Source organism: Vibrio sp. 779(2023), from assembly GCF_033344285.1.
GTDB classification, from domain to species: Bacteria; Pseudomonadota; Gammaproteobacteria; order Enterobacterales; family Vibrionaceae; genus Vibrio; species Vibrio alginolyticus.
In genome coordinates this window covers 43,052-62,028 of record NZ_JAWPOM010000025.1, presented here as the reverse complement: position 1 = coordinate 62,028, position 18,977 = coordinate 43,052, and the positions used below count along the sequence as shown (strand labels likewise).

The 18,977-nt window shown below is 40.5% G+C and carries 25 protein-coding genes; 1 reads left to right on the top strand and 24 read right to left on the bottom strand.

The features are described from left to right. Positions 1-189: 189 nt before the first annotated feature. From R8O70_RS21925 to R8O70_RS21855, 12 genes are all read right to left on the bottom strand, one after another. Complete coding sequence (locus tag R8O70_RS21925) at positions 190-597, bottom strand: hypothetical protein (RefSeq protein WP_258623884.1); 408 nt, start codon at positions 595-597, stop codon at positions 190-192. Between the two features lie 162 nt (positions 598-759). After that, on the bottom strand, positions 760-1,059 hold the full coding sequence (locus R8O70_RS21920) for a hypothetical protein (RefSeq protein ID WP_258623882.1): 300 nt from the start codon (positions 1,057-1,059) through the stop codon (positions 760-762). Between the two features lie 187 nt (positions 1,060-1,246). Continuing rightward, positions 1,247-1,516, bottom strand: a complete 270-nt coding sequence (locus R8O70_RS21915; RefSeq protein WP_258623880.1) for a hypothetical protein — start codon at positions 1,514-1,516, stop codon at positions 1,247-1,249. Positions 1,517-1,813: 297 nt separating this feature from the next. Further along, positions 1,814-2,350, bottom strand: a complete 537-nt coding sequence (locus R8O70_RS21910) for a hypothetical protein (RefSeq protein WP_111416662.1) — start codon at positions 2,348-2,350, stop codon at positions 1,814-1,816. Between the two features lie 664 nt (positions 2,351-3,014). Next, on the bottom strand, positions 3,015-3,491 hold the full coding sequence (locus tag R8O70_RS21905) for a GNAT family N-acetyltransferase (protein ID WP_054730962.1): 477 nt from the start codon (positions 3,489-3,491) through the stop codon (positions 3,015-3,017). Between the two features lie 685 nt (positions 3,492-4,176). Further along, positions 4,177-4,686 (bottom strand): hypothetical protein, encoded by a 510-nt coding sequence (locus R8O70_RS21900; RefSeq protein WP_193240148.1) that lies wholly within the window; start codon positions 4,684-4,686, stop codon positions 4,177-4,179. A gap of 1,241 nt (positions 4,687-5,927) precedes the next feature. Then, entirely contained in the window at positions 5,928-6,437 is a 510-nt protein-coding gene (locus tag R8O70_RS21885; protein WP_017822011.1) for a hypothetical protein, read from the bottom strand. A gap of 116 nt (positions 6,438-6,553) precedes the next feature. Beyond that, positions 6,554-7,072 (bottom strand): GNAT family N-acetyltransferase, encoded by a 519-nt coding sequence (locus R8O70_RS21880; RefSeq protein ID WP_258644577.1) that lies wholly within the window; start codon positions 7,070-7,072, stop codon positions 6,554-6,556. 541 nt (positions 7,073-7,613) lie between these two features. Beyond that, positions 7,614-8,513 carry a hypothetical protein gene (locus R8O70_RS21870; protein ID WP_258644579.1) on the bottom strand — a complete coding sequence of 300 codons (900 nt, stop codon included), beginning with the start codon at positions 8,511-8,513 and terminating at the stop codon, positions 7,614-7,616. 105 nt (positions 8,514-8,618) lie between these two features. After that, positions 8,619-9,080: a GIY-YIG nuclease family protein gene (locus R8O70_RS21865; RefSeq protein WP_025796455.1), complete on the bottom strand. Its 462-nt coding sequence runs from the start codon at positions 9,078-9,080 to the stop codon at positions 8,619-8,621. A gap of 167 nt (positions 9,081-9,247) precedes the next feature. Then, positions 9,248-9,550, bottom strand: coding sequence for a type II toxin-antitoxin system RelE/ParE family toxin (locus R8O70_RS21860; RefSeq protein ID WP_005377013.1), 303 nt, complete (start codon positions 9,548-9,550; stop codon positions 9,248-9,250). Then, entirely contained in the window at positions 9,538-9,795 is a 258-nt protein-coding gene (locus tag R8O70_RS21855) for a type II toxin-antitoxin system Phd/YefM family antitoxin (protein WP_005377012.1), read from the bottom strand. Before R8O70_RS21855 ends, R8O70_RS21860 begins: the two co-directional genes overlap by 13 nt. Before the next feature lie 304 nt (positions 9,796-10,099). Here R8O70_RS21855 and R8O70_RS21850 point away from each other — a divergent pair, with 304 nt between their 5' ends. Further along, positions 10,100-10,282, top strand: a complete 183-nt coding sequence (locus tag R8O70_RS21850; RefSeq protein ID WP_069486267.1) for a hypothetical protein — start codon at positions 10,100-10,102, stop codon at positions 10,280-10,282. A gap of 178 nt (positions 10,283-10,460) precedes the next feature. Here R8O70_RS21850 and R8O70_RS21845 read toward each other — a convergent pair whose 3' ends face one another. From R8O70_RS21845 to R8O70_RS21785, 12 genes are all read right to left on the bottom strand, one after another. Continuing rightward, positions 10,461-11,321 (bottom strand): DUF5677 domain-containing protein, encoded by an 861-nt coding sequence (locus R8O70_RS21845; protein WP_258644580.1) that lies wholly within the window; start codon positions 11,319-11,321, stop codon positions 10,461-10,463. A gap of 147 nt (positions 11,322-11,468) precedes the next feature. Further along, positions 11,469-11,831, bottom strand: a complete 363-nt coding sequence (locus tag R8O70_RS21840; protein ID WP_050937243.1) for a hypothetical protein — start codon at positions 11,829-11,831, stop codon at positions 11,469-11,471. Between the two features lie 135 nt (positions 11,832-11,966). Then, a complete protein-coding gene (locus R8O70_RS21835) occupies positions 11,967-12,371 on the bottom strand; it encodes a hypothetical protein (RefSeq protein WP_050937238.1) in 405 nt (134 codons plus the stop codon). 224 nt (positions 12,372-12,595) lie between these two features. Next, positions 12,596-12,877: a hypothetical protein gene (locus R8O70_RS21825; RefSeq protein ID WP_258644862.1), complete on the bottom strand. Its 282-nt coding sequence runs from the start codon at positions 12,875-12,877 to the stop codon at positions 12,596-12,598. 209 nt (positions 12,878-13,086) lie between these two features. After that, entirely contained in the window at positions 13,087-13,425 is a 339-nt protein-coding gene (locus tag R8O70_RS21820) for a hypothetical protein (protein ID WP_258644861.1), read from the bottom strand. Between the two features lie 195 nt (positions 13,426-13,620). Then, a complete protein-coding gene (locus R8O70_RS21815; protein ID WP_318184375.1) occupies positions 13,621-14,028 on the bottom strand; it encodes a hypothetical protein in 408 nt (135 codons plus the stop codon). Between the two features lie 135 nt (positions 14,029-14,163). Continuing rightward, positions 14,164-14,883 carry a hypothetical protein gene (locus R8O70_RS21810; RefSeq protein ID WP_258645322.1) on the bottom strand — a complete coding sequence of 240 codons (720 nt, stop codon included), beginning with the start codon at positions 14,881-14,883 and terminating at the stop codon, positions 14,164-14,166. Positions 14,884-15,042: 159 nt separating this feature from the next. Next, positions 15,043-15,444, bottom strand: coding sequence for an HIT family protein (locus tag R8O70_RS21805; RefSeq protein ID WP_318184374.1), 402 nt, complete (start codon positions 15,442-15,444; stop codon positions 15,043-15,045). A 139-nt stretch (positions 15,445-15,583) separates the two neighbouring features. Next, complete coding sequence (locus R8O70_RS21800; RefSeq protein ID WP_031780882.1) at positions 15,584-15,862, bottom strand: hypothetical protein; 279 nt, start codon at positions 15,860-15,862, stop codon at positions 15,584-15,586. A 168-nt stretch (positions 15,863-16,030) separates the two neighbouring features. Next, entirely contained in the window at positions 16,031-16,582 is a 552-nt protein-coding gene (gene cyaB / locus R8O70_RS21795) for a class IV adenylate cyclase (protein ID WP_047124098.1), read from the bottom strand. A 740-nt stretch (positions 16,583-17,322) separates the two neighbouring features. Continuing rightward, positions 17,323-17,658 carry an energy transducer TonB gene (locus R8O70_RS21790; protein ID WP_031781252.1) on the bottom strand — a complete coding sequence of 112 codons (336 nt, stop codon included), beginning with the start codon at positions 17,656-17,658 and terminating at the stop codon, positions 17,323-17,325. A 244-nt stretch (positions 17,659-17,902) separates the two neighbouring features. Continuing rightward, positions 17,903-18,346 (bottom strand): hypothetical protein, encoded by a 444-nt coding sequence (locus R8O70_RS21785; protein WP_318184373.1) that lies wholly within the window; start codon positions 18,344-18,346, stop codon positions 17,903-17,905. Positions 18,347-18,977: the final 631 nt, after the last annotated feature.

Genomic DNA, 18,977 nt, shown 5'->3' with positions numbered 1-18,977 from the left:
AGTGAGTTGGAGAGCATGAACTCACTCTCGAAGAAGCTTTCCATAAACTATCAAATTTCCTCTAAAAACATAACGCCGCATTAAGGTGTGAGCAACGCTACCACGAAACCTAACCATACCACCATAAACACTAAACCCAACGATAGAATGAAAAATGCCAAGCGTTGGGAATCACTCTTAAATGCTTTGTTATGCTTCTTTTCTCCCGTAAGCAAAAGCAAAAATGAATAAAACTACAGAAAAAGTTATAGATGCGACTAAAACAAGTATCCAACTTATACTGCTAAGAATTAATACATATGTAATTAAGCCCCCTGTTAGACCCAGACCGAAAAGTATCGACATTGGGTTTTTCGTCTCCAGATCACCCTCTTTCTCATAAAATGACATCATTTTATATAGCACCAATAGGACCAATGAAAATGTCCCTATACTTGCCGTAGGGATTGTTATTCCGTCAAAATCTATAAACCTTGTGGAAATTGCAAGCAAATAAGCTGATATAACAGCAGCCATTCCACCAGTGATTTTTTCTAGATGTTCTGCTGATCTCTTGCTAGCTGCTTTTTTTAGTTGAAATTTATTCCGTTTTGTCATTTAAACTCCATTGATGATCTTCAGTTTGAAGCATAACGCCCTGTTAAGGGGTGAGCAACGCAATACCTAAGCCTCCGCATCCCACCTTAAACACTAAAACCAACGCATAGTCAAAATGCCACGCGTTGCGAATCCCTCTTGAACAGTTTGTTAGAGCGCAACTCACAGGTTGAACAGAACTTTCAAAAGAGAATTAACCAAGGAAGAAATTCCAAGAAATAGCACTACTGGCAAGCCTATCGCGATTATCAGTTTAAACTCGACAAATTGACCTACAACGGCATCACCATACCTACCACCCAGAAACCTTCTCGATTCGTCACCTACTGTCGATTTGACTTCATCTGTAACTGTCTTGCGATCTTCACCAATGAATTCTTTAAACAGCATAAAGCCGAAAGGAGCGATAATAATGCCGGCGATAAGATATGAAATGTATTCAACTATATCGGTCATGTTCATACTTTTTTCTCCTGCGCTCTAACGCCGCATTAAGGGGTGAACAACGCCACCACCCAACCTAAAACATTGTGCCATAAACACTTAAACTGAACTTTGAGCCAAAACTGCCAAGCGTTGTGAATCCCTCTTGAATGCTTTGTTAGTTGCCAAACCCAAGGCTTAGGTTTGGAGTTGATTACCGCTTTGCCTACACTGTTTTTACATGCTTTGAAAAACTAAAATCAGGCGTAGTTTTAAAGCGTCTCTCACTGAAACCACTTGGAACAAACAACGCCGCAGAAAACGAACTCACAACACCAAAAAGCGCTTTTGGAAAACCAATCTCACAATGCGGACTTTCAACAAAGTCACTGAAACCACGTGGAACTTGCCACACCAAAGAAAGCGTCATTTCAGCGAGTAGATCGGCTTTTATACCAACAAGCTCAACGAGCAGAGTTTCAGCAAAAAAGTTCAACTCAGTTAACCCAAAAGTCTCCGCACCAAAGAACAAGTCAACCGTTGAAACGATACCAATTTTGAGTTTACACCACGCAAGTTAACACTGAAATTAAATGCCGATAAGACAATTTCGACTTTAAGCTTTTACCACTAGATCTTTCGATATAGGCGCCTTTTTCCTCTTGCAAACTAACGCCCTGTTAAGGTGTGAGCAACGCAATACCAAAGCCGCCGCATACCACCTTAAACACTAAACACAACGCATAGTAAAAATGCCACGCGTTGCGAATCACTCTTAAACAGTTTGTTAGCCTTATGCGTAAATAACCAAAAAGAACATGACGAAAAAAGCAACTAGTTGGATCGTAAAAGCATTGGGCTCTTTCACGTCTTCGCCAAAGTTTCCCTTGTGTCTATCGAAATGCACTGAAATGAAATACATAGCTATACCTAAGGCAACTAGCATTAGAGCAAGTAACTTCATACCATAAACCGAAAACAGCTCCCCTGTTGAACTCCCTAAGAATAACCATTGGGCATTGAATAAAGAAGTCCAAGCTGATATCAGTGACACGATAACAACAAGCATTAGAGGGATCCCTTGACCATACTGTTCAAAGTAAATTAACGTTCTCCCAAATGCATAAGCTAGAGCTGTTTCTAGTAAAATGTAGAGTACGAACCGAAAAGGTAGAACCGCTTCAATACGGCTTACCGATAATTCTGTACCGGAAGTTACATTCCCAACTTTTAGCGAAACCACAAAGTTGGCTAGCGAGATTATCGCAGTAATAATCGTCAACCAACTAGCTAATCTATTGATTGTATCGTCTTCTAATACTTTATTCATATTTCCTACAACTGACGTAAAATACACGTAAGGCTAACGCCCAATTAAGGGGTGAGCAACGCTACCACCCAACCTAAAGCATTGTACCGTAACCACTAAAACTGAAGTAGAAGCAAAAATGCCAAGCGTTGGGAATCCCTCTTAAATTGTTTGTTATGTGTGTTAGTTGACGTTTCTACTGATAATTTTGGCAAGAAACGCAACCAGCCCACGCTCTTCATACCCAGCATAAGACGACACTAAATAGTTACGAAAACCAAAAAATACACCGATTAAACCACAAGCTATTCCAAGCCACTCAAACCAGTGAATTCGACGCGTAAAGATTGACTCAAAAGCTTGTGAAACAGCACTACCACTCAATTCTGATGCCTTACTCTCGAGAAATGCGGGAAAGCCGAAATAGAAAATTAGGAAGGATATAAACCCGAAACAAATCGCAGCCCACCAAGGTAACCTAGCCGCTATATACACCGAATCACTAACTATTGCAGAGCCGTGTGATCTGCGCCTATAGCGTCTTCCCATAATTTCCTCCGAACACATAACGCCGCATTAAGGTGTGAGCAACGCTACCACCGAACCTAAACCATTACACCGTAAACACAAAACCCAACCTTGAACTGGAAATGCCAAGCGTTGGGAATCACTCTTAAATGCTTTGTTATAACCGTCTTTCCAAACGTAAAAGACCCCAAACCTCACCGTCGAAAGAACGAGAGCCATTTTCATGCGCTATAACGGTAAAACCAAGCGATTCATAGCAATTTCTCGCAACTATGTTTCGTTCAAATACAGCTAGTGATAGTAAGCTAGCGCTGTATTTTTCTTTTGCTAGATCGACTAATTGACCAAGCATACGCTTTGAAATGCCCTTTCCACGAAAGCTGTCTGAAACAAATACGCGGCAAATCCTAAAGTGCGAATCTGAAACTTTGAATAGTTCAACATAGCCAGCGTTCTGACCTGAGACAACAAAGATAAACGGAAACACTTGCTCTTGGGAACAGTGTTTAGAAATTTGCACTGAATCCAATGGAAACTCAAAGTTTGGACCACCCCATTGATAATTCAATTTATCCGAGTCGATCCAACCGATAAGCAGGTCATGATCTTCCTTTTCAAATACTCTAAGTTCCATTTTTCCCTCTAAGGTTATAACGCCGCGTTAAGTGGTGAACAACGCCAACCACCACACTTAAACCATTGTACCTTAAACACTTAACCTGACTGGAAACAAAATCGCCAAGCGTTGTGAATCCGCCTTAAACGCCTTGTTAGGCGAAGTTTCCCACCAGTGTTTAAGTTGTTTTGAAAGCAGATTACCTGAAACAAAATAAGCAACCAAACACCCACTGACTTTTGGTGATTCAAGAACCATAAAAGCCACTATGTTTCAGCCAAGGTTTCAACAACCACGAAATACAGACCTTCAGCAACAAAGTAGGTTTTGAGACCGAAAAAACCAAAGTTGCAAACTTACAGCGAAAACGAAAGCTTCGATTGACTTGCCCCTACCACACTTTGAGCCAGTGGAATTAACAACCAACCGACTATGAAAACCAATGAGGCAATCCACGAATTTTGGCATGTTTTACGGCTGGAGAGGTTCAAGAATTTGAGCCGACAATACCAAATTGCCAACGCTGAAAAACGAATGCTAAAAGAGAACTAAGAAGATGAGAACAAAGAACTTTCTGCCCGTCGCCTAACGCCCAATTAAGGTGTGAGCCACGCTATCACAGGACTCAACTTGGACGCCGTAAACACTAAACTAAACCCAAACCAGAGATGCCAAGCGTGGTGAATCACTCTTAAATTGCTTGTTAGGGCTTAACTTCAACTTCTTGCAACAAACGGCCTAAAGCCCTGTATTTCCATGGCCCCGACTGACCACTCGAATATACTTGTATAGTGAAACCTTGGGTGGTTATTTTTTTAGCATCAATCGGCGTCATATCGTAGAACGAGTCGATATCATCCGGACGGTAAATATAGACTTCTGGTGGTTCAGCGAATGATGATTCAAACATTATTACCTGCTCACTACTACTAGTTCCAGTTGTAAAGTCACTATCTATTCTTGATATTTCGGCAACATCACTCGGTGACCTATAGTGTTTAACAGTGAATGTTCTCTTGTCTTCTATTGCTTGCTTTACAGAGTTTTCTGGAAAAAAGAAGAACCACCCCCAAAATAATGCGGTTAGAACTACTAGTAAACCAACCAATCCATATGCCTTTATTTTTTCAATTTGTTTAAAGCAATCATAAATATATCCAACAAACGCACACAGCGAAGCTAGACTACAAAATATGTAAAAATATTCCCACATACTTCCTAAACTTATTACTAATGATGAGCCCTAACGCCCAGTTAAGGGGTGAAGCACGCAATACCGATGCTACTGCATGGCACTTCAACACCGAAACCAACGCATACCAAAAATGCCACGCGTGCTGAATCCCACTTGAACTGTTTGTTAGCACGCTGCCCTTAAAACCTTTGATATACGCCAAGATATTGAAATATAGCACGAAAATTCCGGCTAAAACACTGAAGCTAAACGGAAAGCTGCCAAACTTAAAGCTAACTTCAAGACGTAAGTTGGCTAGAAGAAAAACATGCTTTACTGCCCTTTTTCACCGCTTTCAAATTAGCAAAGGATTCGGGCTTCGGACTTGAACAGCAGCGTCAAAGATACCTAGCTTGGACGAAAATATCTCAGCACTAAAGAAACCACACCAGAGAAATAGCCCAAAAGTTAGAAACCGTAAACGCTGAAACAAGAGCGAAAATAACTCATATAGTGCCACCGGAGCGAACATGAAAGGCACACTTGTTCAAGTGTAAAGCTAAGAAAAGAAGCCAATAAACACCAAGGCTTTTGACCTCTGATGCCAACCCAGTGCTAACGCCCAATTAAGGGGTGAGTAACGCAACACCGATGCTTCCGCATACCACCTTAACCACTAAAATTAACGCATAGCAAAAATGCCACGCGTTACGAATCCCTCTTGAATTGTTTGTTAGCACGCTGCCCTTAAAGCCTTTGAAACGAACCAACGCATTGAAATATAGCACGAAACTTATGGCTTAAAACACCAAAACCAAACGGACAGCTGCCAAACTGAAACAAACTTCAAGACGTAAGTTAGCTAGAAGAAAAGCATGCTTAACTGCCCTTTTTCACCGCATTCAAATTAGCAAAGGATTCGAGCTTCAGGCTTTAACAGCAGCTTCAGAGAAACTAGGTTTTGCCGCAAATTTCTCAGCGCTAAAGAAACCACACCAGAGAAATCGCCCGAAAGTTAGAAACCGTAAACGGTAAAATCAAAGCGAAAACTTCGCATATAGTGCCACCGGAGCGAACATGAAAGGCACATTTGATCAGGTGTAAAGCTAGGAAAAGAAACCAATAAACACAGAAACTTTTAACCTTTGATGCCCAACCCAGTGCTAACGCCCAGTTAAGGGGTGAAGCACGCAATACCGATGTTGCCGCATAGCACTTCAACACCGAAACCAACGCATACCCAAAATGCCACGCGTGCTGAATCCCTCTTGAACTGTTTGTTATGTTCGTAGCTTTTGTAACCCTTGTATTGCTCGGTTGGTCGAATCTATTAAGTCTGTACGCTTCAGTTTCGTTCGAATAGCCAAAGCCTCAATAAACTGCTTTTCAGCGAGTTCATAGTTACCAAGCTCCACGTTTAATTTACCCAAGTGTTGTAAACTGAAACTCAAAGAAAGCACACAACCGTAATCTTGGCTTTGTAAGTATGCTCTTTCAGCACCACCCATATCACCTGCGTATTGCAACGCAATACCCGAAATATGAGTAGACCAAAACTTGTGCTTATCGCTAGATGTCGACATTTGGACTTTGGAAGCTAGCCAATAAGCCAAACTACAAAAACCTATAACACGCAAACAATCGGCTACTAAAATTTGCTGCCACTCTAGCTTTTCTGTTTCGCCTAAAACCTTAAATTTTAAGCATTTGTAAATAGTTAAAGCAAGTTTATGGAAAACGCTGAAAGTTACCCTATCCCTTTGATAGCCCACCATTTCCTCCAAGAACATAACGCCGCGTTAAGTAGTGAGCAACACTACCACTGAACTTAAACCTTGCCCCGTAAACACTTAAGCCGACTCAAACCAAAACTGCCACGCGTTGCGAATCTGCCTTAAACGCTTTGTTATGTAACAATATTTTCGATGCTATAAATACGATCTGCATACAGTTTACCGCCAATTTTGTAGGCATTTGGTGCTACTGTTTTGAGAGAAAAGCCACTTTTAATAAGCACCTTCTCTGAACCAACGTTACCTTCTGTAACTACTGCACTAAATGCCGTAATATCTAGTTCATTAGAAGCCCAATTGATTAATGCTTTCAATGACTCTGTACCAAACCCGAGACCATGATATTGAGGGAGAATTAAATACCCAACGTCTGCCACACCATCGATAAGGTGAAAACCAGTGACACCGATTTTTTCACCAGTTTCCCGTACAGTCATTGTAAGGCATAGCCAATTTTCTGAAGCTTTGGACCAAATAGGAAGCCTTGATTCAAATCTTTCTTTTATTTCAAAAGCCGATGGTTCATCGAAACATAAGTTAATAACAGCAGGATCACGATGTAAAGACTCAAATAATTCCCAATCGTTGTCCGCAATTTGAGTCATTTTCAGTCTATCCGTAAATATTTCCATGCTCGATCTTTCCTTGTTACATAACGCCCAGTTAAGGGGTGAAGCACGCAATACCGATGTTACTGCATTGCACTTCAACACCGAAACCACCGCATACCAAAAATGCCACGCGTGCTGAATCCCTCTTGAACTGTTTGTTATGTTTAAGATTCAATACCTTACGTTTAACTATACGGAAGTTTAACCCGACTTACATTTGCAAACAAAACCAAAAGTTAAAAAACTTAATCAAATCATAAAGTTGACTAAGTTAAACTTTGAAAACAGAAAATGCAAAAACTGAAGTTCTAACTTAAAGATTGAGGAAAATTTACGGAAAACAGCGTCAAACGATGCCAATTTGCTAAAAGACCAAAACAGAATGACTTTGGGTGCAAAGAAAAGACACAAACTACTGATTTTACTGGATTAAACATAACGCCCTGTTAAGGTGTGAGCAACGCAATACCGAAGCTTCTGCATACCACCTTAAACACGAAACGCAACGCATAGCAAAAATGCCAAGCGTTGCGAATCACTCTTAAACAGATTGTTAACTGTACTATTTGTTGGTTTTAGGTGGAGCCTCGTCTTTAAATGTGCGAGCAACTGGCTGCGCAGGGGCTTGAGGCGGCGGCGGTGGTGTTGATGGCTTTTGTTCTGGCATATTACCCTCACATTCTTTTTGGTGGCTGACCATTTTCAATAATCTTTCTTGGTCCAGGAGCACTTGGTGCACTTGGAGGAGGTGGTGGAGCGCTAGGTTTTGGTTTGTTTGGCATAACTTTTGAGCCTCCAATATTTCACTGTAGCCAGAGCTAGCATTTACAATTTCACCGTTAATGCTCTCAAGCTTTTCAACTAGTGATTGATTATATATTAGTGTTTCTTTTCTAGGAGAGGAAGCATCAAGATCAAACGCTACGAAAAGGACACTTGCTGACAAAAATGGTATTGCTGCGAGCAATAGCCATTTAACTGAATTGTGAACGTGAGTGAACCTTACCTCATTCGCATATGTATTGTGAGTAGCACAGTCGCGGACTTGTTCTAATAGAAACTTGGATAATACAGCTTCTACATTGACCTCCGGCTGTTTGTTTTCCGGGTAATCTTTATTGTATTGAAGTATCGATTCTGCATGGTTTTCTACTTCTACTCGATAACGATCTGTCTCAACGGGGTCAGGAACACCTTTATACTCTGTTCCCCAAAATGCTTTTATTAAATAGAACACCCCTCTAGAAGATATAGTTACGCTCAATATAGCTAAAGCAGAAAACACTAGCGCTAATTCCTTATTAGATGAGAAATCTAGCATTCTTAGCATGTAGCTTACTATCGAGAAACCTGTAAAGATCAACGCAAAATTGATTTGCACCCTTGTATACAAAGTGTCTCTATTTTGCATTTCATGAAAATACAGCTTCTCATAAAACTCGAATAGTTTTTCTTGTTTCACTGAACCTCCAGTACAGTTAACGCCGCATTAAGGTGTGAGCGACGCTTGGCTATACTTGAGCGAAGCGAAAGCGCCAAGCGTTGCGAATCACTCTTAAATGCTTTGTTATGCGTTTTCTCGATTCCATTCTGCGCTTTTGTTCAGAAAAATCAGTTCTTCTTCAACGTAGTTTCTTAAAGACTCAGGTTCAATTGGAAGGTATGCTATTTTGATTGTATGCCCCCTTCGTACTAGATCTTTTACAGATTCTAACTTAGCTCCAGTTTTAGCATGCTTAGTTATCAAATGATTTCTTAAGCGTTGCCTTGCCAGTCTTCGAGTAGTTTTACCAATGTACTTCAGAGTCGGCTTATCATTGTTGTCTTCTAACTCAAAAATTGCGTAAATATTTGCTGAACCTGAAACTGAATTAAGAAGGGCTTCGTTCTCTTCTTCTATGGATTTTACATTCCAGCTACTAACAGAATTTCGAGGGTATTGGACAACTGAATGGTTTTCCTCATTGTGAATAAAGTCATTGATAGATAGAACGAATTCGTTTAGTTGAGCAATACCTTCAAATTTCATTTCTATTCCTCTAAATCACGTAAAACGCATAACGCCCTGTTAAGGTGTGAGCAACGCAATGCCGAAGCCGCCGCATACCACCTTAAACACTAAAACCAACGCATAGAAAAAATGCCACGCGTTGCGAATCACTCTTAAACAGTTTGTTAGCCGCTCATTCCCAAAGGTTACTGCTTACTCAACAGGAACTTACGCAAATCTCTCTCTGCACGAATAACAAACAGAATAAACACTTTGTCACCGTCTTGTTTATAGAAAACACGACATGGATTAACGACAACTTCACGATAACTTAGATGTTCTAGCTCGGGTGGAATACGACCTGACTCTGGGAAAGTTTGTAGGCGTTCGACTTTGGAGAAGATCGTTTGCACTAACTGCTTTGCAGCTACGATATTTTCAAGTGCGATGTATTCAGCGATATCGTTGAGGTCAGATAACGCTGGTTCAGTCCAGATTATTTCAGCCATTTTGACATTTTGTCCTTGGCTTCATCATGGCTTATCACTTTACCGTCAGCTAGCGCACGCTCACCTCGTGCAATACCCTCAAGAATAGCTAAACGATTTTGCATAAACTCGTAGTCATCAACATCAACGAGATAAGCGGATGGCTTACCATGCTCAGTAATTAACACTGGCTCTTTGGTATCGTGGAGATCCGCGAGGATCTTAGTTGCTTGACGTTTGAGTGATGTAACTAGTTCTACTTTCATGAGAGCTGCTCCAAAGGAATACTAAAGTGATACTATTCTATCACTTTGAGTATAGCAAGCTCCATGACGGCTAACGCTTTGCTAAGGGGTGAAGCACGCAATGACCAAGCATCTGCATAGCACTTCAACACTAAAACTACCGCATACCCAAAATGCCACGCGTGCTGAATCCCTCTTAAGCAACTTGTTAGTAGCGTACTTTCCAAACACACCTAAACCCAACTATATTTGATCTGGTTACCTTTGTTAATCAAGCTAACCTACAGGTTTGGTGGCAACATTTGAACAATATTAGGAAGTAACAATGACTTTAAAACAAGATCCTCGCTGTTACACCGATGTATGCGTTCAAGGTAAGTGGTTTCATTACGACCACTGCACAACTAACGCTTACATGCTAAACGGTGGATCAGCTTGCTACGTTGAACTCGATAAGATCCCAGATACCGAAGATGAATTAATAGAATTACTCAATGAACAATTTTGAGCTTTACTGCTTCCAATACTGTCGAAGTTCTAGTAACTAACATCCAGTTCTGCGATTTGGCTTTAGCTACTAACGCCGCATTAAGGTGTGAGCGACGCTTGGCTATACTTGAGCGAAGCGAAACTGCCAAGCGTTGCGAATCACTCTTAAATGCTTTGTTAGCTTTATTTTCTGACACTTACCTTGACTTGTTAATCAACTTTTGAAACGCATCAATTGTACATAGAAACGCTTGGATAAACTCAGGGTCATCAGAATCCAAAGCAAATGATTGATTATACTCTTTGATCTGTAAGGCATTCATAAAAATGCCTACAACCATATATACTTCGTCTATTACCGCTTCTATATGATTTGGGGCATGTGCGCTAATTGCCTCATATGGACGAATACATGCTAAGTCATCTTCACCCAAAACGGGAGTAGCGATACCTCTAAAACCACCGGCGTCACCACAATGCACAGCAGAGGAAGTCACATTTTTAACTTCCTTGCGATGAGACAAATAATGATCTATATCCTCTTCTGAAACCGCCAATGAATATGCTTTAGATACATATTGGTATATTTTTCCATACGCGATTTCTTGCTTCCAAAACTTCTTTTGGTCTATATCGTCATTTAAGAAGTAACGCTCCGAGAATTCAGCACTAACAAGAACAGCAAAAGCTATTTCATTCGATTCAAATAAGTTTCTGGTCAGTACTCTAGCAGACTCTTCAATGCCAAGAGATATAACCTCTCTAAAAGCGATAACAGTATTACTTGAGCGTCGAAGCTGGGCATAAAGAGCAGTCCGCCTCGAATCTTTGTTTGGTACTTCAAACATTTCTGTCAGCATTATCAATACTTCGATAGCTCTGTCTAGCGCAAATACTTGATATGGCATCTTCTCGATAGCCATTTTCATCATTTTGCTTTTCGCTGCACACAAGTAATCATTAACATTCACGAACTTTGGGATGTGGGAGTATCCTAGCTGAAAGGAAGCATCTTTCATATATGAGCTATATTCTTTTTCTATATCACTGTATGTCATCTCAACCTCATAAAGCTAACGCCCTGTTAAGGGGTGAGCAACGCAATACCAAAGCCGCCGCAAACCGCCTTAAACACTAAAATCAACGCATAGTGAAAATGCCACGCGTTGCGAATCCCTCTTGAACAGTTTGTTAGGGCACAATTCTCAAGATAGACGCTTAGCTGCAGCGTAGCCTTTAGCAGTTAATTGAAACCACACAGAGCCTGCTGGTTGCCCAAAGTTACCCTCTAGGACTTGGAGCAACTGCTTTTCTCTAAGTTCCAATATTTCCGAGCTGACACCTATTGTTTCATTATGCTTGTATGGGCTTTTAACTATAGATTCAGGCTCTAAGTTGTATTCTAAGATTCCTTTAAAATTAGGGTTACTTAATGCCAACTTTAAAATTGCTCGTTCTTCTTTGGTTAGTTTCGTAGGAATCCAAGACTTGACCACCGGCACGGCAGCAATACATGCTGCAACTGTACCTACTACTAACAAAACAGACTCTAATACTTCTAAACTCATAGCCTTTCCTTTGTGCCCTAACGCCCTGTTAAGGGGTGAGCAACGCAATACCAGGGCCGCCGTATACCACCTTAAACACTAAAATCAACGCATAGTGAAAATGCCACGCGTTGCGAATCCCTCTTAAACAGTTTGTTATAAGCCTGCCGACATATACCACGATGTTCCAGCACCAAGAAGGAAGAAAATGAAGTTAACCGCAACTCCTTTCCAAAAAGAAACTTTGCCTTCTTTTCTCAACTCCCCTTGAAGGACTTGCGCAACAGCATCAACTTGCTGTTGATTTAAGGAGGCTAAGTCTTCATACCTTTTCGCATCTTCTTTCAACTCGTTTACCAATGCTTGCCTAGACCGAATCTCGTCTTCTACTTGAGAAACTAAGCTACTAGACTCTTTTAGGGCAGAGGTTAACTTGTTAATTCTGTCCTCCAGAGTTTCTTCTTTTTGTTTCTTTTTGCTTATTACATCAAATAACCCCGATGCAATAACAGAAGTTGCAACCCCCACAAGAGGGATCACAAGTTCTACTGCCACTGACATAAAATACTCCTCATGGCTTATAACGCCTTGTTAAGGGGTGAGCAACGCAATACCGATGCCGCCGCATGCCACCTTAAACACTAAAACCAACGCATAGTAAAAATGCCACGCGTTGCGAATCCCTCTTGAACAATTTGTTAGGTGAATTATCGCGCACCCAACTCCTTTAGTTTCCTTGCACTTTTTAGAACAGGTTGAAGATAGTTCTCTAGCGCTAAAAACCATTACGGCTCAGACAACTTACCATCAGAGCCAACTTCTAAGGGAGGTACCCAATCTTTGTGCCGATTAAAAAGATCTGGGATTGAATCACTAACATTCGACAATTGATTTTGGTTAAAACCATTGCAAATCAGCTCATCTACGTCAAACAAAGCACGCTCGTATATTGAAATTATCTTGGCATCGTTATGGTTTAGTTGAAGATGAGCAATTAAAAGCGTCAAACGTCCTTTTAAGTCGTTTAGCTGCATCAATCTATCATTATTTGTGTAGTGATATTCCATTAATTCACCTAACGCCGCCTTAAGCTGTGAGTGAACGTGGGCCATGTTTGAGCGATAGCGAGTTCGGCACGCGTTTGCGAATCAGACTTAAAGGCTTTGTTAGCTGCGAATCCTAAGTTGCTGTAAAGGTATCATATCGAAGTGCTAAACATGGCTTTTAGTCACGCAGATTTTAAACATTATTCTTAGCTTTTTACGGGCATACGGGTTTAATTACTTTTAGTACAGTTTCCGTAGAGATTTACATTGCCATGAAAATTAAACAAAAATTTACCATCATTCATTCCGCTGCTGTGAATGTTGAGGGTATGAACTTCTGAATTAAACGTAGATTTGATTGTAACTGCATCTTCAGATGGTACCGAGCTTACCTTATCAGCATTTATATTCTCTAGAATATTATTGGGAGACAAAGCTTCGACAATACCTGTCAAACCATGAACTTTAAATCTTTGCTCACCCGAAAAATCACTACAATAGAACTCTCCCGCTGATAGAGATGCACCAAAGAGTAAAGATGTAAGCAAAATACAATTAATTTTTTTCATAAAGTTAAGCTTTTGCTGTTAGCCGTTTATTGGATTATACAAGATGTGATATCCACTTGACGACAGCTAACGCCCTGCTAAGGGGTGAGCAACGCAATACCTAAGCCGCCGCAAACCACCTTAATCACTAAATTCAACGCATAGTAAAAATGCCACGCGTTGCGAATCCCTCTTGAGCAGTTTGTTAGCTGTGTTTTACAACACGAGCTTTGCTCCCAACATACCAAGAGCTGCGATAGCTACCATCGTAAACCAAAGGTAAATCATAAAAGATATGTATAACGAAAATAAACCTCTCACAGCTTTATCTAAGTTTGCACCTTCATCGTGCTGTAAGAAGTACGCTAGTTCTGCTGTAGGTATTGATCCAGCAAAGCTCTTAAATTTGAACTTTACCATCATCAAGCCCATTGAGACTGGAAGACTAGATACTAATAAAATGATTCCCACCGAAGTCCAGACATTCTCAGGGGATTCATTACCTAAAACTACTGCTGCCCCGATCAACACTAAAAGCATTCCCAGAAAGCCCTTAAAAGATGACAACAATGAGTCTCTTGTTTTTATATACAGCCAGAATAGCGGCTTATCGAATTTTCTCATTTTTTCCTCAAACAGCTAACGCCGCATTAAGGTGTGAGCAACGCTACCACGAAACTTAACCATACCACCGTAAACACTAGACTCAACGATGGAATGAAAAACGCCAAGCGTTGAGAATCACTCTTAAATGCTTTGTTATATTTTTTTGACCGCGAAACCCTCTGACTTTTTGTACATTGCACTAACCGGCTTTGGTAACAAGCCTAGAAAGGCATCTTTAAGGCTGTCTTTTGCTGCACTGATACCTTGTTTGTCACTAAATTCCCAAGCATCTGCACATTCACTGCTTGCCGCGTAACGAATTAAATTTTCAATTAGTGAACGAACTGAAGTGAACGCTTTATCTGCTTTCATTTGCTCAAGGTTACAAACAATAGCATTACTTACTGTAATGTCTTTTTCATCTTTGGAAGGTATTACGTCTAGAATTAGAAGTTCATTTTCACCGCTATAGACCCAGTTGGTCTTAGCTTCAAAGCTTTCAACCACATCAACCAAAGCCGTATCACTGTAAAACCATGGTGTACCATCGATATCAACGACTTGTTGGATATCGTTAAATTTAGTGGACTTTTCGTAGGCACCGAAACCGCAACAAAAAATATGGATATAATGTTTAGATCTTTTATGAAAATAATTCAAAGAATTAAGAATTTCATCTTTGCAAAACTGCGTATTAGGATTGCAGAACAATACAGCAACTAGAGTGTGCCTTTTCAATTTAGCATTCATCTCTGCCATTAGGTCTTCAGTCGCACTATCAACTCCATCAAAGCAATACATGCGACCTGTCACTCGCTTCTCATCTGCTTTAATTGTTTCCACAATGTCTGAATATTTTACTGTTTCAATCATCTGCAAATCTCGATTTAAAATATAACGCCTTGTTAAGGTGTGAGGCACGCAATGCCGAAGCCTCCGCATACCACCTTAACCACTAAACTTGACGCATAGTAAAAATGCCACGCGTGCCGAATCACTCTTGAACAATTTGTTAGCATACTTTTTCAATACTCATAGATCTTTAAGTGATTCTCTAAGTTTATCCATAGGTTGAATTCCAAGTTCACTACTAACCCAACCGTACTGGTCGCCATGGAATCTAGGGAAAATATGCAAATGGTAGTGATCGAGCTCGTTGAAATGATGTGCCTCTCCATTGTTTTGCATAAAGCCGATACCATCGGGATTGAACTTAGCTTCTATACGTTTATATAAATCTCTTGCAACGTCGGTGATCTCTAAAAACACAGACTCAGGCAGGTCGATGAAAGTACGGTATTGAGTCTTAGGACAAATTAAAATGTGTCCAAAGTTGATTGGGTCATGGTCTGCAAAAGCTATAACTTGGTCAGATTCGTAGACGATGACCGAGTCAATTTCACGATTAACAATTTGTTCGACTATCGTAGTCATCAGAACTCCTATCAAAGTATGCTAACGCCCTGTTAAGGGGTGAGCGACGCAATACAAAAGCTGCCGCATACCACCTTAATCACCAAAATCAACGCATAGTGAAAATGCCACGCGTTGCGAATCCCTCTTGAACAGTTTGTTAGGCGACATTTCTACGTTTAACTTCTTTCTCATACGAAGATTCGTTGTATAGCCAAATAGCCCAAAATGCGAAAAACATCCCGATCGTGTAAATGGAGTAATTAAGAGCATTATCCGATAAGAAAATCGTAATGCTTGCCGCATCAGAAGATGGATAAAGGAAAATAACATTAAAAATCATGTACAAAATGGCTGTGACGAAAGTTGTTCTGAAAAGCCAATTTAAACATCCTTTCTTTCGCGATTTTTGCCAATTATCAAATGCTTTACTATTCATTAACCTACTCCTTTTCCGTTAACGGAAGCTAGATGCACGCCAAGATACTATCACTACTCTATCGTTTATCTCATGTCGCCTAACGCCGCATTAAGGTGTGAGCGACGTTTGGCTATACTTGAGCGAAGCGAAAATGCCAAGCGTTGCGAATCACTCTTAAATGCTTTGTTATGCGTACTTTTCCTCGAACATCTGTTTATAGGATTTATTCTGCAATGCTGAACCTGTCAACCCAAACTTGCTAGCTAGGGCTTCAAGTTCCGACCTATAAGCAATTAGCATTGATTCATCGTCTGTCATGATAGCGAACTCAGCAAAGTCGCCAATACCATCTAATGAATCAACCGTGATATGAAACTTGCCAATGAAATAGATACTTCGAGTTTTGGTAGCCTTTAACGTAATTTCGTACCCCATAGTTTCAAGCATACTTTTAGCATTTTCTGCATCAGTGATATTAGTCGCTTCACATCGGTCTGCCTCAGGGCCTTTTACAATCCAAAGCTTAATACCCGAAGGCTTCATAGTACGAATACAGACACTCTTATTCTGCTGATACAATGATTTATCAGGAGTATCAAAATAACAATCGGATTCTAGATTGTCCTCAACCATTATTTCATGGGGTATATTTTTCAAAACATTCATGAAATTAGTCTTCGACTCAAGGCGGTACTTTAGCTCTACCTCATATTTACCTTGAAAATGCTCATCGCTCATCTTGGGATCCTATAACAAAATGCGAATTTTACCATAAGAGTGAGTAGCTAATCATGCTCGTACGCATAACGCCCAATTAAGGGGTGAGTAACGCAACACCAATGTCACCGCAAACCACCTTAATCACTAAAATTAACGCATAGTAAAAATGCCACGCGTTACGAATCCCTCTTGAATTGTTTGTTAGTACGCTACCCTTGAAGCCTTTGGTACACGCCAAGATGTTGAAATATAGCACGAAATTCATGAATTAAAACGCTGAAACCAAACGGACAACTACAAAACTGGAAACCAACTTCAAAACGCAAGTTGGGTAGAAGAAAAATACACAAAACCGCCTTCATTCCACCGCTTTCAAATTAACAAAGAATACGATCACCGAACTCAACCACAGCGACAATGAAACTACATTTTTGATGGTAAAATCAACAACATCAAAGAAGCCACAACAAAGAAATAGCCAAAAAGTTAGAAACCGTAAACGGTAAATTCACAGCGAACACTCCGCATATAGTGCCACCGGAGCGGACGTGAGAGGCACATTTAGTCAGGTGTAAATTTGGGAAAAGAAACCAATAAACATCAAGACGTTTGACCTTTGATCCCAACCCAGTGCTAACGCCCTGCTAAGGGGTGAGCAACGCAATACAAAAGCCGCCGCATACCACCTTAAGCACTAAAATCAACGCATAGCAAAAATGCCACGCGTTGCGAATCCCTCTTAAGCAGTTTGTTATGTGTCAAATTTTAAACTCGAACTTAGCTTTTTTAGGGCCAGTTTCCCCTTTTTCGGAAGGCGCATACTTCCGTTTTGATAATATTCGCACAGCTTCAGCATCGAATACTCCTTTAGGTACAGAATCAGTAACCATTATGTCAATCACATCACCCTGACTATTAATATTAAACGTGAGTACAACAGTACCGACTAATTTGTTTTTCCTTGAACCTTTATGATTCCTAGGCGATACACTGTCCCGAGCTTTGTGTTCTCGATAATTTGGGGAACTAGCACTTTCAATTAAACCAGCGCAGCCAGACAATAATGCCGCTATAAATAATATTAAAATCTTCATACTTAATCTTTGACAACATAACGCTGCGTTAAGTGGTGAACAACGCAACCACCCAACCTAAACTATTGTGCCGTAAACACTAAAGCCGATTCAAACCAAAACTGCCAAGCGTTGTGAATCCGTCTTAAACGCTTTGTTATGCGTTTTTTACCGCGTCAAAAAGACTTCTTTCACTATCTGACAAAGGGACTTCAGTCCATTTGGGTGCTATTGCATTTTTTGTATTCTTTTGGAAGCTCATCTATTAAAAGCAATATAACCATACTAACTTGAGTTCTTCTCTACTCATTTCATTCACAAACTGTGCTATTAATTTGCGTTCAACTTTAAGAAGACTGCGCTTCCATTGAGCCATCTCATTTAAGTTTGAGTTCTTTAAAATGTCATCAACTGTTGCCTTTCCATCTCTGGTTAGCTGTGAAACAGCATTAGGCCACAGCCATTTTAAAAACTCATACCCCTTGTTTGTGTAACCACCGCTATGAGCAGATTTATAGGTTCTCATCAATCGCACATGATCTTCGATTGTATATTTAGTCTTGCCACTCCTATGCTGCCAAATCGTATATATGACACCATAAAGGGCTATTAAAACAGCAGCTGTACCACCAGAAAATGACCCCAAATTTGCCCAAGATGAAGCATCATCAGGAACTCCGAACTTAGATAGGTAAGTACCGAATGTCATAAGAATTATCGAAAGTAGTACAGCTATATGTTTGAACAATTTATTTTATCCTCTGATACGCATAACGCCCTGCTAAGGGGTGAGCAACGCAATACCGAAGCCACCGCAAACCACCTTAATCACTAAATTCAACGCATAGTAAAAATGCCACGCGTTGCGAATCCCTCTTGAGCAGTTTGTTAGTCGCGAGGCACCGAGCGACAATTTTAAGCCGAACTAAACTTTGCGAACAACAAACTTTATGTGCTTTGATGCATTTAAGTCAGGCGTAGTCTCAAAGCAGCTACTCAATGAAACCACGTGGAACTTACAACACCAGAGAAAACGTCTTTTCAGCGAGTAAATCGGCTTTTGTATCCAACAAACTTACCGAGCGGAGTTGCAACCAAAAACAGATTTTCGATTGCCCCGCTCTATCACCAACAATGAACGAAACAACCGCTTGGAAAATAGCAATGCATTGATTTAGAACCGATGAAACTGAGCTTTGACCGTCGAAGATGGAACTATTAATCAAACAACCAGTAGCCAAGTTTTGAGCTTAGAAACATGATTTTGACTGCTAGCTTTTTCTGGCGACTAACGCCGCGTTAAGGGGTGAACAACGCCACCACCTGACTTAAACCATTGT